General features: G+C 36.6%; 11 protein-coding genes and 1 pseudogene. 4 read left to right on the forward strand and 8 right to left on the reverse strand.

Going from position 1 to position 17006, the window contains the following annotated elements; all coding sequences use genetic code 11:
• Positions 1-28 precede the first annotated feature (28 nt).
• The 8 genes and pseudogenes from H0S70_RS03335 to H0S70_RS03370 all read right to left on the reverse strand — a co-directional run bounded on the left by H0S70_RS03335 (position 29) and on the right by H0S70_RS03370 (position 10530).
• Positions 29-955, reverse strand: coding sequence for a homoserine kinase (locus H0S70_RS03335; protein WP_188321692.1), 927 nt, complete (start codon positions 953-955; stop codon positions 29-31).
• An 82-nt stretch (positions 956-1037) separates the two neighbouring features.
• Complete coding sequence (thrA, locus tag H0S70_RS03340; protein WP_188321693.1) at positions 1038-3482, reverse strand: bifunctional aspartate kinase/homoserine dehydrogenase I; 2445 nt, start codon at positions 3480-3482, stop codon at positions 1038-1040.
• A gap of 129 nt (positions 3483-3611) precedes the next feature.
• Positions 3612-4845: pseudogene (locus H0S70_RS03345) on the reverse strand (IS3 family transposase).
• 131 nt (positions 4846-4976) lie between these two features.
• The gene (typA, locus tag H0S70_RS03350; protein WP_188321694.1) at positions 4977-6782 is read right to left on the reverse strand and encodes a translational GTPase TypA; all 1806 of its coding nucleotides are present in this window, start codon (positions 6780-6782) and stop codon (positions 4977-4979) included.
• A gap of 308 nt (positions 6783-7090) precedes the next feature.
• Positions 7091-7327: a YdcH family protein gene (locus tag H0S70_RS03355; RefSeq protein ID WP_031502583.1), complete on the reverse strand. Its 237-nt coding sequence runs from the start codon at positions 7325-7327 to the stop codon at positions 7091-7093.
• Positions 7328-7416: 89 nt separating this feature from the next.
• Positions 7417-8280 (reverse strand): GLPGLI family protein, encoded by an 864-nt coding sequence (locus H0S70_RS03360; protein WP_188321695.1) that lies wholly within the window; start codon positions 8278-8280, stop codon positions 7417-7419.
• 67 nt (positions 8281-8347) lie between these two features.
• Positions 8348-10165: a M56 family metallopeptidase gene (locus tag H0S70_RS03365; RefSeq protein ID WP_188321696.1), complete on the reverse strand. Its 1818-nt coding sequence runs from the start codon at positions 10163-10165 to the stop codon at positions 8348-8350.
• Entirely contained in the window at positions 10165-10530 is a 366-nt protein-coding gene (locus H0S70_RS03370) for a BlaI/MecI/CopY family transcriptional regulator (RefSeq protein ID WP_188321697.1), read from the reverse strand. The genes H0S70_RS03365 and H0S70_RS03370 overlap by 1 nt, the downstream gene beginning before the upstream one ends.
• A gap of 197 nt (positions 10531-10727) precedes the next feature.
• On the opposite strand from H0S70_RS03370, the gene ychF reads away from it, so the two are divergent.
• From ychF to H0S70_RS03390, 4 genes are all read left to right on the forward strand, one after another.
• Positions 10728-11819 carry a redox-regulated ATPase YchF gene (gene ychF / locus H0S70_RS03375; RefSeq protein ID WP_031502796.1) on the forward strand — a complete coding sequence of 364 codons (1092 nt, stop codon included), beginning with the start codon at positions 10728-10730 and terminating at the stop codon, positions 11817-11819.
• Between the two features lie 192 nt (positions 11820-12011).
• Entirely contained in the window at positions 12012-13895 is a 1884-nt protein-coding gene (locus tag H0S70_RS03380; protein WP_123247800.1) for a DNA topoisomerase IV subunit B, read from the forward strand.
• A 24-nt stretch (positions 13896-13919) separates the two neighbouring features.
• Positions 13920-14399, forward strand: coding sequence for a hypothetical protein (locus tag H0S70_RS03385; protein WP_188321698.1), 480 nt, complete (start codon positions 13920-13922; stop codon positions 14397-14399).
• Positions 14399-17002 (forward strand): DNA gyrase/topoisomerase IV subunit A, encoded by a 2604-nt coding sequence (locus H0S70_RS03390; protein WP_188321699.1) that lies wholly within the window; start codon positions 14399-14401, stop codon positions 17000-17002. Before H0S70_RS03385 ends, H0S70_RS03390 begins: the two co-directional genes overlap by 1 nt.
• Positions 17003-17006: the final 4 nt, after the last annotated feature.

A 17006-nucleotide genomic window follows, 5' to 3' on the forward strand; every position in this document is an offset into this window, starting at 1 on the left:
TTTCCTCTTTGTTCTTTATTCTTTTATCTTAAAGAACTCTCGCTCCTTCATCATTGATTTTCGTTACAAAAGCTTCGCTTTCTATATTTTTTTGATTGAGTAATTCTTTGATTTTGAATGAAATTTCTTCCGCTGTTTCTTTCTTTTCGCACAAAGCAAAAACCGACGGACCAGAACCAGAAATCCCGAAACCAATCGCACCGTTATCTAAAGCCAGTTGTTTCATCTCATAAAAATTTGGAATCAACATTGCGCGAACCGGCTCTATGATGACATCTTCCATACTTCGGCTAACCAAATCCAAATCGCCAGTACAAAATCCCGCAACCAAACCTGCGACATTTCCCCATTGCTGAACCGCAGATTTGAGACTGATTCTTTCTTTGATGATTTTCCTTGCCTCGCCTGTCGGAACATCCACGTGCGGATGAACTGAAACTACCGACAAATCTTTTGGATAAGGCAGTTTGATTGCGTCTAAAGGTTCATAACTTCTTACCAAAACCAAACCTCCCAAAAGCGCCGGCGCAACATTGTCTGCGTGTGCATTTCCGCAGGCAATTCTCTCGCCTTCCATCGCCAATGGCAACAATTCTTGTTTTGTGTATGGTTTTCCCATCAACTCATTGATTGCAACCAAAGCCGCAACGCTACTCGCTGCGCTAGAACCCATTCCGCTGTTGAGTGGCATTTTTTTATATAATTCGATATCAATTCCTTGATTCGAATTGATTTTTTCCAGAAATAATCTAATGACGTGCGAAACGACATTTTTATTAGGGTCTTTCGGAAGTTTACCGTTATCGCCTTCGATTTTTGTAATGACGATTTGATTGGAATCGTTCTTTTTCAAGATAATTTCATCGCCGGGTTCTTGTATAGCAAAACCGAGAACGTCGTAACCACAAACGACATTAGCAACTGTAGCCGGAGCAAAAACTTTTATAGAATCCATTTTTAATTATTAATTGTTAATGGTAAATTGTTAATTGATTGGTGTTAAAAATTAATCATTGATAATTAATCATTAACAATTATTATTGAGCTGTAACTCTTACTAAATCTGCAAAAACTCCAGCGGCTGTAACTTCTGCACCTGCGCCCGGACCTTTTACAACCAAAGGTGTATTTTTATATCTTGAAGTTGTAAACGAAATGATATTATCACTTCCCGACAATCCGAAAAACGGATGATTAGCATCTACAATCTGAACTTCTATGTTGATTTTTCCATCTTCAAGAACACCAATTAATCTCAATTTTCTTCCGGAATTTTCTGCTTCATTTTTGAATGATGAAAAGTAAGGTTCGTGTTTTTCCAGCTCTTCGTAGAAGGCAGGAATTGATTCTGCTTTGAGACAAGCTTCCGGAAGGAAATCTTTGATATTAACATTTGACATTTCCAACGGCAATCCGATTTCTCTTCCAAGAATCAGCATTTTTCGAGAGAAATCCATTCCGTTCAAATCATCTCTCGGGTCTGGTTCTGTATAACCTAATTCCTGAGCAGTTCTTACAACTTCTGCAAAAGTATTATCGCCAACATAATTATTGAAAATGTAAGAAATTGTTCCCGATAAAATTGCTTCGATTTTCAGAATTTCGTCACCGGAAATCCAAAGGTCATTTAAGGTTTTGATAATTGGAAGACCAGCTCCAACGTTAGTCTCATATAAGAAACTCACATTGTTCTTTTTTGCCAATCTTTTGAACTTACTGTATTGTTCGTAAGACGAAGAATTTCCTTTTTTGTTACAAGTTACAATTGAGATATTATTATTGAATAACAATGAATATTCTGCAACAACATCTTCGCTGGAAGTATTGTCTACAAAAACCAAATTAGGTAAATTTTTACTTGAAATAGAATTTATAAATTCTTTCAAATCTGATTTTTGTAAATTAGTATTAAAGTTATTATTTAAATCAAAATCAGATTCAGGATTATCGAAAATTTTCATTTCCCGACTGTTAGTAATTCCTACAACATTGATTTTAATCTGATGATTTTCTTCGAGATTTCTCTGTTCTCTTTCCAATTGTCGGAACAATTCTTTCCCGATATTTCCTGTTCCTGCAAACATCACATTGAAGGTTTTAACCGGTGAAAGTAACAACGAATCGTGAACAACATTCAGTGCTTTTGAAAGTTCATTTCTTTCAATCACAGCAGAAATATTGAGCTCGGATGAACCTTGCGCAATGGCAATAATATTGATTCCGTTCTTGCCCAAAGCACTAAAAAACTTCCCGCTTATTCCTCTCGTTTTTTTCATATTCTCGCCAACGACAGAAAGAATACTTAGCTCATTATCGAACTGCGGTTCATCTATTTTGTTGGAATTAATTTCAAAATCAAATTCTTCATAGATTGCTGTTTTCGCTTTTTTCTCATCATCAAAAGCAACGACAAACGAAATACTATGTTCAGAACTTGCCTGCGTAATGAGGATTACATTGACCTCATATTTCGCCAAGGCATTGAACAATCTTCCACTGAAACCTTTCATTCCGATCATCCCGTTTCCGGTAATATTAATCAAACAAGTTTTCTCGATAGAGACAATTCCTTTGATAAGACCTTTTGTAATTTCGGATTTTTGATGAATCAAAGTTCCGGGGTTTTCTGGCTTGAATGTATTTTTAATATAAATAGGAATTTGACTTTCGATAGCAGGAATCATCGTTGGAGGATAAATCACTTTTGCACCGAAATACGACATTTCCATTGCTTCCTGGTAACTCAATTCAGATTGAGAAAATGCATTTTTAACCAATCTTGGATCAGCCGTTAAGAAACCGTCAACATCTGTCCAAATCTGTATTTCGTCAGCTTTTAAACCTGAACCTAAAATTGCGGCGGTGTAATCAGAACCTCCTCTTCCCAAAGTTGTGGTTTCATCATTTTTATCTTTTGCGATAAAACCTGTTACCACATAAATTTGATTTTCCAGTTTCCAGTTTTTAAGGTTTTCATTGGTTTTTTTAGAATCGACATTCGCATTTCCGAAGTGAGAATCTGTTGCAATTAACTTTCTTGAATCTTGGAAAACTGCAGGAAAACCTTCAGATTGAAGAAAAGCAGAAACAATCTTGCTCGACATCTGTTCTCCATAAGAAAGCAGTCTATCTTTGATTCTGTCTGATAATTCACCTAGATTTTTAACGCTGAATAAAACATCTTCAATCTCATTGAAACTTACTTTTACCATCATTAATAATGGATTCTGTGCCGTTCTTGGCAACAATTCTGAAATAATCTGATAATGCTTTTCTTCAGCCGCTTTCAAGATTTCAGAAAAATCGTTTTGTATTAACGCTTTTTGTGACGCCGATAAAAGCGCATTCGTGATTCCTGACAAAGCGGAACAAACAACGATTAAAGGTTTGTCTTTATTAAATTCTTTCTCAATGATTGATTTTACATTTCTCAATGCTTCTACACTTCCAACCGAAGTTCCCCCAAATTTTAAAATTTTCATTATTTGATATTCTTATTTTTTAAACACTTAGACTCCGCTCAGTGTGACAATTCTAATACTAAATGCTTGTCAGGCTGAGCCTGTCGAAGCCATTATGACTAGTCCTAAAATAGGTTTACAAGTTTTTAATTAAAATATTAATCCGGAAGATTTTGATTTTCCGGATTTTTTGTGGATTGTTTCCGGAGTTTTCATCTTCAGACTAAGATGTGGTCTTTTGTTGTTGTAAATATAAATACTTTCTTTCACCATTTGTTTTAAATCCTGAATGTTTTTGCATTTATAAATTAAAAATTCTTGTTTCAATATTCCATTGATTCTTTCTGCTAAAGCATTTTGCTAGCAATCATAGCCATCTGTCATTGTGAGGGTATTATTTTGTTTTCAACAAGTGCTTTCTGATACACTTCGGAACAATATTGCAATCCTCTGTCTGAGTGATGAATAAGCGGAAGATGAGTTGTCCTGTTTCTCACGGCCATTTTCAGAGCTTTCACTACATTTTCAGCATTCATATTTTCACTTAGCTCGTAACCCATTATTTTTCTGCTGTAAGCATCCGTAACCAAGGATAAATAACAGACACTCGTCTTGGTTTTCACATAAGTGATATCACTTACAAATACCTGTTCTTTTCTTTTGAGACAAGTCGATTTCAAAAGATTGGGGTGTTTTCTGAGCCAATGCTTTGAAAAAGTGGTTCTTGTATATCTTTTCTTATGATAAATAAGAAGGTTTTCTCTTCGCAAATAATTGAACAGCGCATCTCTGCCTATTTTTATGTTTTCAAGCCAGAACTTATTTTTAAGCAAATAATAAAGTTTTCTTGTTCCTATTCTGGGCTGTTCAAAACGAATCTCCTCAACAAATTGTTTAACTTTCTCCAATTCTTTTTCCCGAACACATAATCTTTGGCGCTGCTGGTAAATGGCTTGTCTGCTTATCCCAAACAATCTGCAGATTTTGGATAAACTCAATCCTTTTTCTTGGAGTTGTCTGACTGTTTGGGCGTAAACTTTTTTCGAATCTGTGTGCCGTATTGCTTGTCGGAGATATAAATCATCATATTGAGAACTTTGGTTTTCAGTTTCTCATCAGCTAATTCTTTCTCTAATCTTTTAATCTTTTCGGCGGGTGTTTCTTTGGATTGTAACATGGTATGAATGGTGGGTTTGCTCCAATCTAAATTACCATATTTTCTGAGCCAAACCAAAACGGTGCTTCTACCTTGGATACCGTAATGTTGTTGCGCCTGTTTGTAAGTGAATTCGCCCTTTTCTACACGACTAACAATACCTAATTTAAAAGCCATTGTGTAATCTTTTTGTGTACGCTTTTCTACTGTATTTTCTCGATTTTCCATAATAAGTCTATTTTGTGTAAACTTATTTTAGGACGAGACATAATGCACGAAAAAAGCCCCAAATAATTTGAGGCTTTTGTGTTTCGTTGTCAGCGCTGTTTGGGCTTCTTACGTTGTATGTTTTCGGAGGATTATCCTTTTGCTCCTCTTTCGATACGTTTTCTGTCGTTTTCGCTAAGAACTTTTTTACGCATACGGATGAAGTTTGGAGTTACCTCGATTGCTTCGTCAGCTTGGATGTATTCCATACATTCTTCAAGTGAGAATTGGATTTTCGGAGCGATGCTGCCGTCTTTATCTTTTCCGGAAGCACGCATGTTGTTCAGCTGTTTTGCTTCAACGATGTTTACTACCAAATCTCCTGGTTTATTTTGTTCCCCGATAATCATTCCTTCATAAATTTCCTCGCCCGGATCCACAAAGAATTTACCTCTGTCTTGCAATTTAGCGATAGAATATTCGGTAGCAGGACCTTGGCTTTTACTTACCAAAACACCCACCAATCTTCCGGGAATAGCTCCTTTGAAAGGTTTGTAATCTACGAAACGGTGTGCCATAATAGCTTCTCCGGCAGTAGCGGTAAGCATCTGGGAACGCAATCCGATCAGTCCTCTGGAAGGAATTTCGAATTCCATGTGTTGCATTTCACCTTTGGTTTCCATAATGTGGAGGTCACCTTTTCTCTGAGTAGCCAAATCGATTACTCGGGAAGCGTATTCTTCTGGTACATCAACAACCATTGATTCATAAGGCTCACATTTCACTCCGTCGATTTCTCTTAGGATAACTTGTGGTTGCCCGATGGTCATTTCATAACCTTCTCTTCTCATAGTTTCAATTAAAACCGAAAGGTGAAGGATACCACGACCGAAAACTAGGAAAGTATTGGCATCATCGGTAGGTTCTACTCTTAATGCAAGGTTTTTCTCTAATTCTTTGGTTAATCTTTCTTTCAGGTGGTTTGAAGTTACATATTTCCCATCTTTCCCGAAGAAAGGGGAGTTGTTGATGGAGAATGTCATGTTCAATGTAGGTTCGTCGATCGCTGTTCTTGGCAACGGATCTGGGTTTTCTAAATCTACAAAAGAATCCCCGATTTGGAATTTGTCGAAACCTACGATGGCGCAGATGTCTCCAGCTTTCACTTCCTGAACTTTCTTTTTACCAAGACCTTCGAAAACGTATAATTCTTTTACTTTTCCTTTGATGATGTTGCCGTCTTCCTGAGCCAAACCAATCCATTCTGATTCTTTTACAGAACCTTGGGTAATTTTTCCGATTGCAATTCTTCCTAAGAAAGAAGAGAAATCTAAAGAAGTAATCTGCATTCTTAGTGGTCCTTCTTTCGCATCTGGAGCAGGAACATGTTCTAAGATTCCGTCTAATAAAGGAAAAATGTTATCGGTTTCTTCTAATGATGTGTTGAACCAGCCTTGTTTAGATGATCCGTAGAATGTTGGGAAATCCAATTGCTCTTCGGTAGCGTCCAAGTTGAAGAATAAATCGAATACTTGGTCATGAACTTCATCCGGACGACAGTTTGGTTTATCAACTTTATTGATCACTACTACTGGTCTTAAACCTAATTCCAAAGCTTTCTGCAATACAAAACGAGTTTGTGGCATTGGTCCTTCGAAGGCATCTACAAGAAGTAAAACTCCATCGGCCATTTTCAAAACTCTTTCAACCTCACCACCGAAATCGGCGTGGCCCGGAGTATCGATTACATTGATTTTAGTGTCTTTGTATGTTACCGAGATATTTTTAGATAAAATGGTAATTCCTCTTTCTCGCTCAAGGTCGTTGTTGTCCATAATCAGGTCTCCTGATTCTTGGTTTTCGCGTAGAACACTTGTAGCGTGGATGATTTTGTCAACCAATGTCGTCTTGCCGTGGTCAACGTGCGCAATAATTGCGATATTTCTAATGTTTTGCATAATCGTTTTTTGACGGTGCAAAAGTAAACTTTTTTAGCGGATAATTTGCAAAGTGATGTAGAATTAACAGAATTTAATGCTAAAAATTATAGAAAATGGAAATTCATTTTGATTTGAAACCCAAAGTCTTCCCGAAAATCGAATTTACCAACTTAAAATGAAAGATTTTCACAACAAAAAAGCGACTCACTTCGCCGCTTTTGGATTGCTGGACAATCTCTTTATAATAAGTGAAAACACTTTTTATTGAATCGGTAAATTATTTGATAATCAAAGTGTTAATTTGATTTTTGCTAAAGGTTTATCAATTAATTGCTTCTAAGGAAAACATACAAATCGTCCTTCAAATGCATCCTTTTTTTGCGCAAATCGGTGAGGTGTTCGTCGGTGGTGTGGTTTTGTTCGCCTTCTTCGTAATGCTGAATGAGCGCGTTCACTTCTTCATAATTCACATACATCTTCCTGAAATTTTCGTCATCCAGCTTTAATTGATTGATTTTCTCTTCCAGTTCAGGGAATTCGTGGGTGAGGTTGTGATTTTCCATGACTTTAAATTTTTATGGATTTTTGATAGATTAAAGTTAAGGAAAATATCTTTCAATGATGATATGAAAATTGTCAGTAAAATAAAAGATTACTGCAACAAATCGAGTTCGATAAGGTTGTTATCTTTCGCATTGTTGGCTTTCGCGTTTTGCTCTTTGTTTTTAATCATTTCGGCGGTACTGATTTTGTTTCCGTTAGGATCGGTCAATTGAATGATTGCTCCATTTGCGATCGCTTGTTTCATTACTTTTGACGGATCATTTCGGTTTTCCAAAAAGATTTTTCTGTACTGCTTCTGATTGATTTCAATTTCTTTATTTTTTCCGATAAATTCAGAAGTTTTTTCGGGATTAGGCGTGAATTTAGAAACTCCGATGAGTTCAAATTGATGCGTTTTGGTGCGGTCTTCAAGTTTTACAATTAATCCTGGCAAACCGTGAAATTTATATGGACCGTCTTGGAAAGGCAATTCCGTGGAAAACCAAGCTACCCATTGTCTTCCCGCAAATTCGGATGTTGCTTTTTGTGCATTAAATTCTCCGATTTTTTGTTGGTCGGGCAGTATTTTCCAAACGATTTTTCGGTCGTCTGTAACTTTATAAGAATCGATTCCAATGTTTAGAGAGGAGAATATTTTAAAATCAGGGTATGTTTTTAAGATTTTGTATTTCACGCTTCCTTTTCTTTGCGACATTATTTTCGCATCCACATTCATGGAGCCGGTCGTTTTAATTTGATTTTCGAAATAGGCATTCATGATGGAATCCGAAACGTACACATCGCGACTATAAAAAACGGAACCTTCTTTCACAATATCAAGATTCATCAGTTCTTTGGTGATTTCTTGTTTGGTCAAAGTGTCTTTTACAAATTGGTATTGATAGCTGAATCGTTGGTTTTGAGCAATAAAAAGATTGCTTATCAAAACAAAGAGTGCAATGTATTTTTTCATAGTTGATTTTCATTAAAGATAGAAAAAATGCCATCATTTTTAAATAAAAATCTGGCATTTTGGTGGATTATTTTTTGGTGGTGATGCGGATTTCTGCGTTGGTGTTTCCGTGGAATCCTTTTTTGAAGACTTCCATTTTATCGATTTTTTCTGGCGGAAATTGATCCATTTCAGTTTTGCTCACCGGTTTTCCATCGATGAAGATTTTGATGTTGTCATCCGTCAAAATGTTTCCGTTTTTGTTCTGATTATTAAGAACGATAATTCTCGAATTGGCTTGTTCGGCAGCGATTTTTGCTTTGGCTTCCGCATCAGCAATTTTCTTTTTGAATTCCGGGGAATTGATCATCTTTTCGGCTTCTTTCGCACGTTTTTCGGCTTCTTTTATTTTTCTTTTAAATTCCGGTGAATTCCATTTTTTCTCCGCTTCTTTCATTTTAAGTTCAGCGTCCATCATTTTCTTTTTAAATTCAGGTGAATTGAATTTTTTCTCCGCTTCTTTTGCGCGTTCTTCTGCATCTTTTATTTTTAATTTAAACGCATCAGAGTTGTAATAATCATCCATTTTAGCGTAAAGTTGATCCAGTTCTATAAATTTCAGTTCGATCACTTTTTGGTTGTTTTTGAATTCTTCGGTGTCGAAGATTTCACTGATTTTCCCATCCAATACTTTCATTTCCTTTTCAAGATCTTTAAATCTTGGGCTTTCGAAATCTTTTTTCATGGAAAGTTTTTGCAATTCTTCCGATTTTGCTCGCATTTCCTTGCTGATTTTCAGGCCTTCTTCGTTCTTTTTAAGCATCAATTCTTTGTAAGGTTCCATCAGCTTTTGCTTTTGAGCAATTTTATCCTGAATCTTTTTCAAAGCAGTTTCGTTTAAAGAATCGTTGTCGGTGAATAATTCCGGATTTTCCTTCTGAATCTCGGTTCCGTCGGTTCCTTGTGCAGCGTCTTTCGGAGTGATCGTATCTTTTTTAATCTCGGCAACCATTTGTTCGATTTCCAAATTGGTTTTGGTGATTTCTTTGTTTTTCGCATTAATCATATAGATGAAAGCGAGCGCAAATAGAAGTGGCAATGCAAGTATTCTCCGCGCATAACTGTATTTTGTTTTTGATTTTTTAAGCATTGTTAATCTTTTTTTGAGGTTAGAATTAAGAAACGGACTGGTTGCGGGTAACTGTGTTCCGGAAAAGTGACTCGCCAAAAGCATCTGCGCAAATGCTTTCGTGTCCGAATTTTTAATGGCTTTTTTATCGGCCAAATATTCGTGTATTAAAATGATTTCTTTTTTGATGAGATGAAAAACGGGATTCCACCAAAACACAGCGGTTACCATCTCGGTGAAAATTTTGTCTCGCGAATGTTTCTGTTCGATGTGTACCATTTCATGCTTCAGAATTTGGCGTCCCAAATCGGAATGAATGAGAATGGAGTCTTTCCAAAACAGATTCTTGAAGAAAGAAAAAGGCGCTTCGGAAAGGTTGGTTTGGTAAAAGGAAATGCCTTCGAAATGTTCTTGAGGAAATTCCTTTTTCAGTTGCTGAATCTTGAAAATTCCGTAGAATAATTTGCCTAAACAAAAGACAGAAACCAATCCAATAAGGCAAGCAATAAGTTGAGAATAAGTGAAATCATGACTTAAAGTTTTAGTAGAGTTAAAATTTTGTAACTTGCTATACAATAAATAAATATCTGTATTTACCTCAATTGTAAAATAACTTATTTTAAAAAAGGGTAGTATCATACTCAACATCAAAACTCCCAGCAAATAGAAGCGGTTGTAATGATGAAACGTCTTGTCTTTTAAGAACAACTGATAGTATAAAAATAGTACACCCGAAGCCAAAAAAACTTTCCCGAAATAGATGAGCAGCGCTTCCATTAGTTTTTATTTTTAAGTTCATCGAGAAGCATTTCCAGATCTTCCACACTGAGTTCGTTTTTCTCCACAAGAAACGAAACAGCGTTTTTGTACGATCCTTCAAAGTAATTTTTTACCAAACTGTTCATCGATTTTCCGCTGTAATTTTCTTTGGAAACCAAGGGGAAATATTCGTGTTGTCTGCCGAAAACTTGATAATCAACGAAGTTTTTTTCTTTTAAAACCTTCAAAATGGTAGAAACCGTGTTGGTGTGCGGTTTTGGCTCCGGGAACTGGTCGAGAAGGTCTTTCAGAAAGGCTTTTTCGAGTTCCCAAAGGTATTGCATCACTTGTTCTTCAGCTTTCGTTAGGGAAGGGATTTTCATATCACTATTTGTTTAGTGATACAAATGTAGAAATTAATTCCATTATTACAACTATTTTTTTAGTGATATTTAAAAATAACATTTAACTTGTTGAAAATCAATACAAAATATTTTTGTAAAATTTAAAATTACCATCTTTTTTTCATTAAATAAAATAGGATAAAAATCTTATCTTTGCACACCTATAAAAATAATATATGAAATGTGGAATTGTAGGTTTGCCCAATGTAGGTAAATCAACCCTCTTTAATTGTTTAAGTAACGCCAAAGCGCAATCGGCGAATTATCCTTTCTGTACCATCGAGCCCAATTTGGGAACGGTTTCTGTACCTGATCCCAGATTATTTGAGTTGGAAAAACTGGTAAATCCGGAAAGAGTTTTGCCGGCAGTGGTAGAAATCGTGGATATAGCAGGTTTGGTGAAAGGCGCGAGCAAAGGAGAAGGTTTGGGTAACCAATTTCTCGCTAATATTCGAGAGTGTGAAGCCATTATTCATGTTTTAAGATGTTTCGAAAACGGAAATATTGTTCACGTAGAAGGTTCCGTAGATCCAATGAGAGATAAGGAAATCATCGATATCGAATTGCAATTGAAAGATCTAGAAACCCTTGGAAAAGCGGTTGATAAAGCTAAAAAATTCATTAAATCTGGTAAAAAAGAAGATGTTTTGACTTACGAAACGCTTTCTAATCTTCAGAAATTTGTGGAAGACGGTAAAAATGTGAGAGAATTTCCGATGGATGATTTCGCGGCTTCTGTGATTGGTGAAATTCAGTTGCTGACCAATAAACCAGTTCTTTATGTTTGTAACGTGGATGAAAATTCCATTAAAAACGGTAATGAATGGATTGCCAAAATCGAAGAAATGGCAGCCAATGAAAATGCTGAAGTAGTTGTTTTAGCGGCGCAAATTGAAGCTGACATCAACGAATTGGAAACTTTCGAAGAAAGACAAATGTTTCTTGAAGAACTCGGCCTAGAAGAGCCGGGCGTAAACCGATTGATCAGAAAAGCTTATGATTTATTGAAACTTCAAACCTATTTTACCGCCGGTGTAAAAGAAGTTCGCGCATGGACCATCGGCCAAGGTTGGACCGCGCCGCAAGCAGCAGGAGTGATTCATACCGATTTCGAAAAAGGATTTATCCGTGCGGAAGTTATTGCTTATGATGATTTCGTGAATTTCGGTTCGGAAGCGAAAGTAAAAGAAGCTGGAAAAATGCGCGTAGAAGGAAAAGAATATATCGTGAAAGATGGCGATGTGATGCATTTCCGTTTTAATGTGTAATTCCATAAAATTTAATCATAAAATAAAATCGCTATAATTCATGGCGATTTTTTTATTTCAGATATGTATTAATTTCTTTTTTATATCGTAAAAATTCAATAGATATTAAAATAATTTTCCACAAAATTTTAAAAATCAATTTCGTTTCGCTATTTTTGTGAGTTACTGAATTTTAAAGTAACTCCAAGTTCTATGAGTGAAAATACTACTGTAAATTATTCCGAAGACAACATCAGAACCCTCGATTGGCAGGAGCATATCCGAATTCGCCCGGGAATGTATATTGGGAAGTTGGGCGATGGTTCCTCCGCGGACGACGGTATTTATATTCTTCTCAAGGAAATCATTGATAATTCCATTGACGAATTTGTAATGAAATCCGGAAAGCGCATTGAAATTAAAATCGACGAAGGCAAAGCCATGATCCGAGATTATGGTCGTGGAATCCCTTTAGGGAAAGTAGTTGACGCAGTTTCTAAAATGAATACCGGTGGTAAATATGACTCCAAAGCGTTTAAAAAATCGGTAGGTTTGAACGGGGTGGGTACCAAAGCGGTGAATGCACTTTCTGAATATTTTAAAGTAAAATCTGTTCGAGAAGGCAAAGCAAAAATAGCCGAATTTTCTAAAGGAATTATCACCGCAGATCATTCTGAAATTGATACTTCAGATCGAAACGGAACGGAAATTACCTTTATTCCAGATGCTTCGATTTTTACTCATTATAAATTCAGGAAAGAGTACATCGAAAAGATGCTCAAGAACTACTGCTACCTGAATCCCGGCTTGAAAATTATCTTTAATGGCGAAACTTTCTTCTCAGAAAACGGTTTGAAAGATTTGCTTCAAGAAGAAATTGAAGGCGAAATCCTGTATCCTGTTGTTCACCTGAAAGATGAAGATATCGAAGTGGCAATCACGCATTCCGACAAATCCCAGTCGGAAACGTATTTTTCTTTTGTAAACGGACAAAATACCACGCAGGGTGGAACGCATTTGAATGCTTTTCGGGAAGCTTATGTGAAAACCATTCGCGAATATTTCAATAAAAATTTCGAGGCGGCAGACATCAGAAAATCAATTATTGCAGCGGTTTCCATCAAAGTAATCGAGCCGGTTTTCGAATCGCAAACCAAAACAAAGTTAGGCTCCAACGAAATGGAACCCGGCAAGGAAACGGTGAGAACTTTTATCACCAATTTTCTTAAAAATAAATTGGATAATTTCTTGCATCAAAACCAAGAAATCGCTGAAGCTATTCACCGCAAAATCATCATTTCGGAAAGGGAAAGAAAAGAACTTTCCGGCATACAAAAACTCGCGCGAGAAAGAGCTAAAAAAGTTTCGCTTCATAACAAGAAATTGCGCGATTGCAGACAACATTATAACGACCAAAAAGCCCTGAGAAAAGCCGAAACCATGATCTTCATCACTGAGGGAGATTCTGCTTCCGGTTCCATTACCAAATCCCGTGATGTGGAAACCCAGGCGGTATTTTCACTTAAAGGAAAACCTTTGAACTGCTTTGGTTTAACCAAAAGAGTAGTGTACGAAAACGAAGAATTCAACCTGTTGCAGGCTGCATTAAATATTGAAGATTCATTGGAAGACCTTCGTTACAACCACGTAATCATCGCTACTGATGCTGATGTGGATGGTATGCATATTCGTCTGTTGATGATTACTTTTTTCTTGCAATTTTTCCCGGATTTGATTAAAAATGGACATCTTTATATTTTGCAAACTCCACTTTTCAGAGTCAGAAATAAGAAGGAAACCCGCTATTGCTATTCTGAAGCTGAAAGAATAAAAGCACTGAATGAACTAGGGAAAAATCCAGAAATCACAAGATTTAAGGGATTAGGCGAGATTTCTCCGGATGAATTCAAGCATTTTATCGGAAAAGATATTCGTTTGGAACCTGTAGTTTTAGGAAAGGATCAAACCATACTTCAAATTTTAGAATTTTATATGGGGAAAAATACGCCTGATCGCCAAACATTTATCCTCGAAAATTTGGTGGTGGAAGATCCAGATATCGATAAAAAAGAAATATTAACGGACATGTTAAGCTAAACTAAAGTCAGGAAAACTAATGATATGAGACTCAGTAACCGAAACAAAGCAGGATATTTTCAATTTCTTAGCACGCTTGTCACCGTCGGGCTATTTTTAGGAATTTTTTTGTTTTTTTTGGAGCGGTATCGTTACCACTATTTAGGTTGGTTCGAGTTTCTGTTAATCATTATTCCGATTCTAGGCATTCTGATTTTTTACCTCAGAGGTCGACAGATTTTTGAATATGATAGTGACGGTGAAGCGCTTAATTTCAAGAACAGAAATGTTGTCCTTTTCCTAGACAAAGCATTGAGTGACGAGTTTCCGAAGTATAAACTGAAAAACTATGAAGTCCTGAATGCCATTATTTTAAAAAAATTATACATCACGATTTCAAGTAAAAAAAATCATTCAATCATCTTAAAATATGATATTTCTTATCTTACCAAGAAAGAACTGAATGATTTGAAAATGTCCTTAAGTAAAGTGATTAAAACGAATAAAGAGAGAGAAAATAATTGATGGAAGAACAAGAAAATCACCACGAAGAATCGCTGAAAAAGGTTTCCGGGCTTTACAAGGATTGGTTTTTAGATTACGCGTCCTATGTTATTTTGGATCGGGCGATTCCTTCAATTTTTGATGGTTTCAAACCCGTACAGCGCAGAATCATGCACTCCATGCGAGAGTTGGAAGATGGCCGCTACAACAAAGTGGCGAATATCGTAGGAAATACCATGAAATATCACCCTCACGGTGATGCCTCCATTACCGATGCAATGGTGCAAATTGGGCAAAAGGAACTTCTCATCGATACCCAAGGAAACTGGGGAAATATCTATACTGGAGATTCCGCCGCGGCTGCGAGATATATCGAGGCAAGATTAACGCCTTTCGCTTTGGAAGTCGTTTTCAACCCGAAAACAACGCATTGGTCAAAGTCGTATGACGGACGAAACAACGAACCGGTCGATCTTCCTGTTAAATTTCCGCTCTTGCTTGCATCCGGAGTGGAAGGGATTGGTGTTGGACTTTCTACGAAGATTATGCCTCATAATTTCAATGAGTTGATTAATGCCTCCGTTGCACATTTGAAAGGTAAAAAATTTGAGCTTTATCCGGATTTCCTCACCGGTGGAATGCTCGATGTATCCAATTATAACGATGGTGAACGTGGTGGAAGAATTCGTGCAAGAGCTCGAATTATTCAGAAAGATAAAAATACGCTCTGCATCACAGAACTTCCTTTTGGTAAAAATACCGGCGATTTGATTGATTCCGTTATTAAAGCCAACGAAAAAGGGAAAATAAAAATTAAAAAAATCGAGGACAATACTTCTGATACCGTTGAAATCAATATTCACCTTACCAACGATGTTTCTCCCGATAAGACCATTGATGCGCTGTATGCTTTTACCGATTGCGAGATTCCGATTTCTCCCAATGCATGCGTGATTGTTGGTGATAAACCCGAATTTTTAACTGTTTCGGAAATCCTCAGAAGAAATACCGATCACACGGTTTCTTTATTGAAAAAAGAGCTTGAAATTGAGCTTCATGAGCTGCAAGAAAACTGGCATTTTGCTTCGCTGGAACGAATTTTTATCGAGAACAGAATTTATCACGATATCGAAGAAGTGAAATCTTGGGAAGAAGTAATCGCAACTATTGACAAAGGCCTTAAACCGCATACCAAAAATTTGCTTCGTGCAATAACCGAAGATGATATTTTGAGGTTAACCGAAATTAGAATTAAAAGAATTTCGCGCTTCGATCTTGATAAATTCAAAGAAAATATCCTCGCTCTTGAAGGGAAAATAGAGCAGGTGAAATACCATTTGGATAATCTAATTGCTTATGCGATAGATTATTATACCAACATACAAAAAAAATACGGTAAAGGTAAAGAACGTAGAACAGAATTACGGGTTTTCGATAACATCGATGCGACCAAAGTGGCGGTGGCTAACGAAAAATTCTATGCAAATTTCGAAGAAGGTTTTATCGGAACTTCATTGAAAAAAGATCAGTATTTGTTCGATTGTTCGGATATTGATGATATCATCACGTTCCAAAAAGACGGAACGATGAAAGTGGTAAAAGTGGAAGCCAAAACCTTTATAGGAAAAAATATCGTTCACGTTGCGGTTTGGAAAAAGAACGATAAACGAACGGTCTACAACATGATTTACCGTGAAGGTAGTACAGGACCATATTATATGAAACGATTTTCCGTAACGGGAGTTACCCGAAATACCGACTATAAACTATCATCCGACAAGAAAGGTTCGGAAATGCTTTATTTTTCGGCCAATCCAAATGGTGAAGCAGAATTGGTAACTGTTTTATTGAAGCCCAACGCCAGAGTAAGAAAGAACAAAATTGAAATAGATTTCTCTGATCTTGCGATTAAAGGAAGAGATTCTAAAGGAAATTTGGTGACGAAATATGCGGTAAAAAAAGTAGATTTAAAAGAGGAAGGTCACTCCACTTTGGCGCCGCGAAAAATCTGGTTTGATGAAACCGTGAGGCGTTTGAATGCTGATGCAAGAGGGACATTGCTCGGAAGTTTCAAAGGAGATGATAAAATCCTCACCATCAATTCCCAGGGAGAAGCCAAATTGGTTTCTTTTGACTTAATGAACCGCTTTGATGATGATTATTTGATCCTCGAAAAATGGAAACCGGAGCAACCGATTACTTGTATTTATTTTGATGGCGAAAAAGGAATTTATTTCATCAAGAGATTTTTGCTCGATAATACGACCAATGTGCAACACTTCATGCCTTCGGACCATCCGAAATCTTTTATAGAAAATGTAATCGTGGCTAATAATTCAACGTTAGAACTTGTTTTTGCGAAAGACAAAGACAAGGTGAAAGATCCGGAAACCATTACCACAGACGAGTTTATCGCGGTGAAAGGAATTAAAGCAATTGGAAATCAGTTAACCAAGAATAAACTGAAAAGCATTAACATCACTATTCCGGAGCCGGAGGAAATCAATGAAGGTTTTGATTCGGTGGAATCTACCGAAGGACATATTAGTTTTATTGACCAAGATGTGAGAGACGAAGATTTCCCCGAAGAAGGAGTCATCGGGGAACTTTTTGATCTCGAATAAAAAA

This window comes from Chryseobacterium manosquense (assembly GCF_014623485.1).
GTDB lineage: Bacteria > Bacteroidota > Bacteroidia > Flavobacteriales > Weeksellaceae > Kaistella > Kaistella haifensis.

Excerpts from the sequence above, each read along its gene's own strand:
- H0S70_RS03390 (WP_188321699.1), top strand. The coding sequence starts at position 14,399 with ATGGAAGAACAAGAAAATCACCACGAAGAATCGCTGAAAAAGGTTTCC.
- H0S70_RS03360 (WP_188321695.1), bottom strand. The coding sequence starts at position 8,280 with ATGAAAAAATACATTGCACTCTTTGTTTTGATAAGCAATCTTTTTATT.
- H0S70_RS03355 (WP_031502583.1), bottom strand. The coding sequence starts at position 7,327 with ATGGAAAATCACAACCTCACCCACGAATTCCCTGAACTGGAAGAGAAA.
- H0S70_RS03380 (WP_123247800.1), top strand. The coding sequence starts at position 12,012 with ATGAGTGAAAATACTACTGTAAATTATTCCGAAGACAACATCAGAACC.
- typA (WP_188321694.1), bottom strand. The coding sequence starts at position 6,782 with ATGCAAAACATTAGAAATATCGCAATTATTGCGCACGTTGACCACGGC.
- thrA (WP_188321693.1), bottom strand. The coding sequence starts at position 3,482 with ATGAAAATTTTAAAATTTGGGGGAACTTCGGTTGGAAGTGTAGAAGCA.
- H0S70_RS03335 (WP_188321692.1), bottom strand. The coding sequence starts at position 955 with ATGGATTCTATAAAAGTTTTTGCTCCGGCTACAGTTGCTAATGTCGTT.
- ychF (WP_031502796.1), top strand. The coding sequence starts at position 10,728 with ATGAAATGTGGAATTGTAGGTTTGCCCAATGTAGGTAAATCAACCCTC.
- H0S70_RS03365 (WP_188321696.1), bottom strand. The coding sequence starts at position 10,165 with ATGGAAGCGCTGCTCATCTATTTCGGGAAAGTTTTTTTGGCTTCGGGT.
- H0S70_RS03385 (WP_188321698.1), top strand. The coding sequence starts at position 13,920 with ATGAGACTCAGTAACCGAAACAAAGCAGGATATTTTCAATTTCTTAGC.
- H0S70_RS03370 (WP_188321697.1), bottom strand. The coding sequence starts at position 10,530 with ATGAAAATCCCTTCCCTAACGAAAGCTGAAGAACAAGTGATGCAATAC.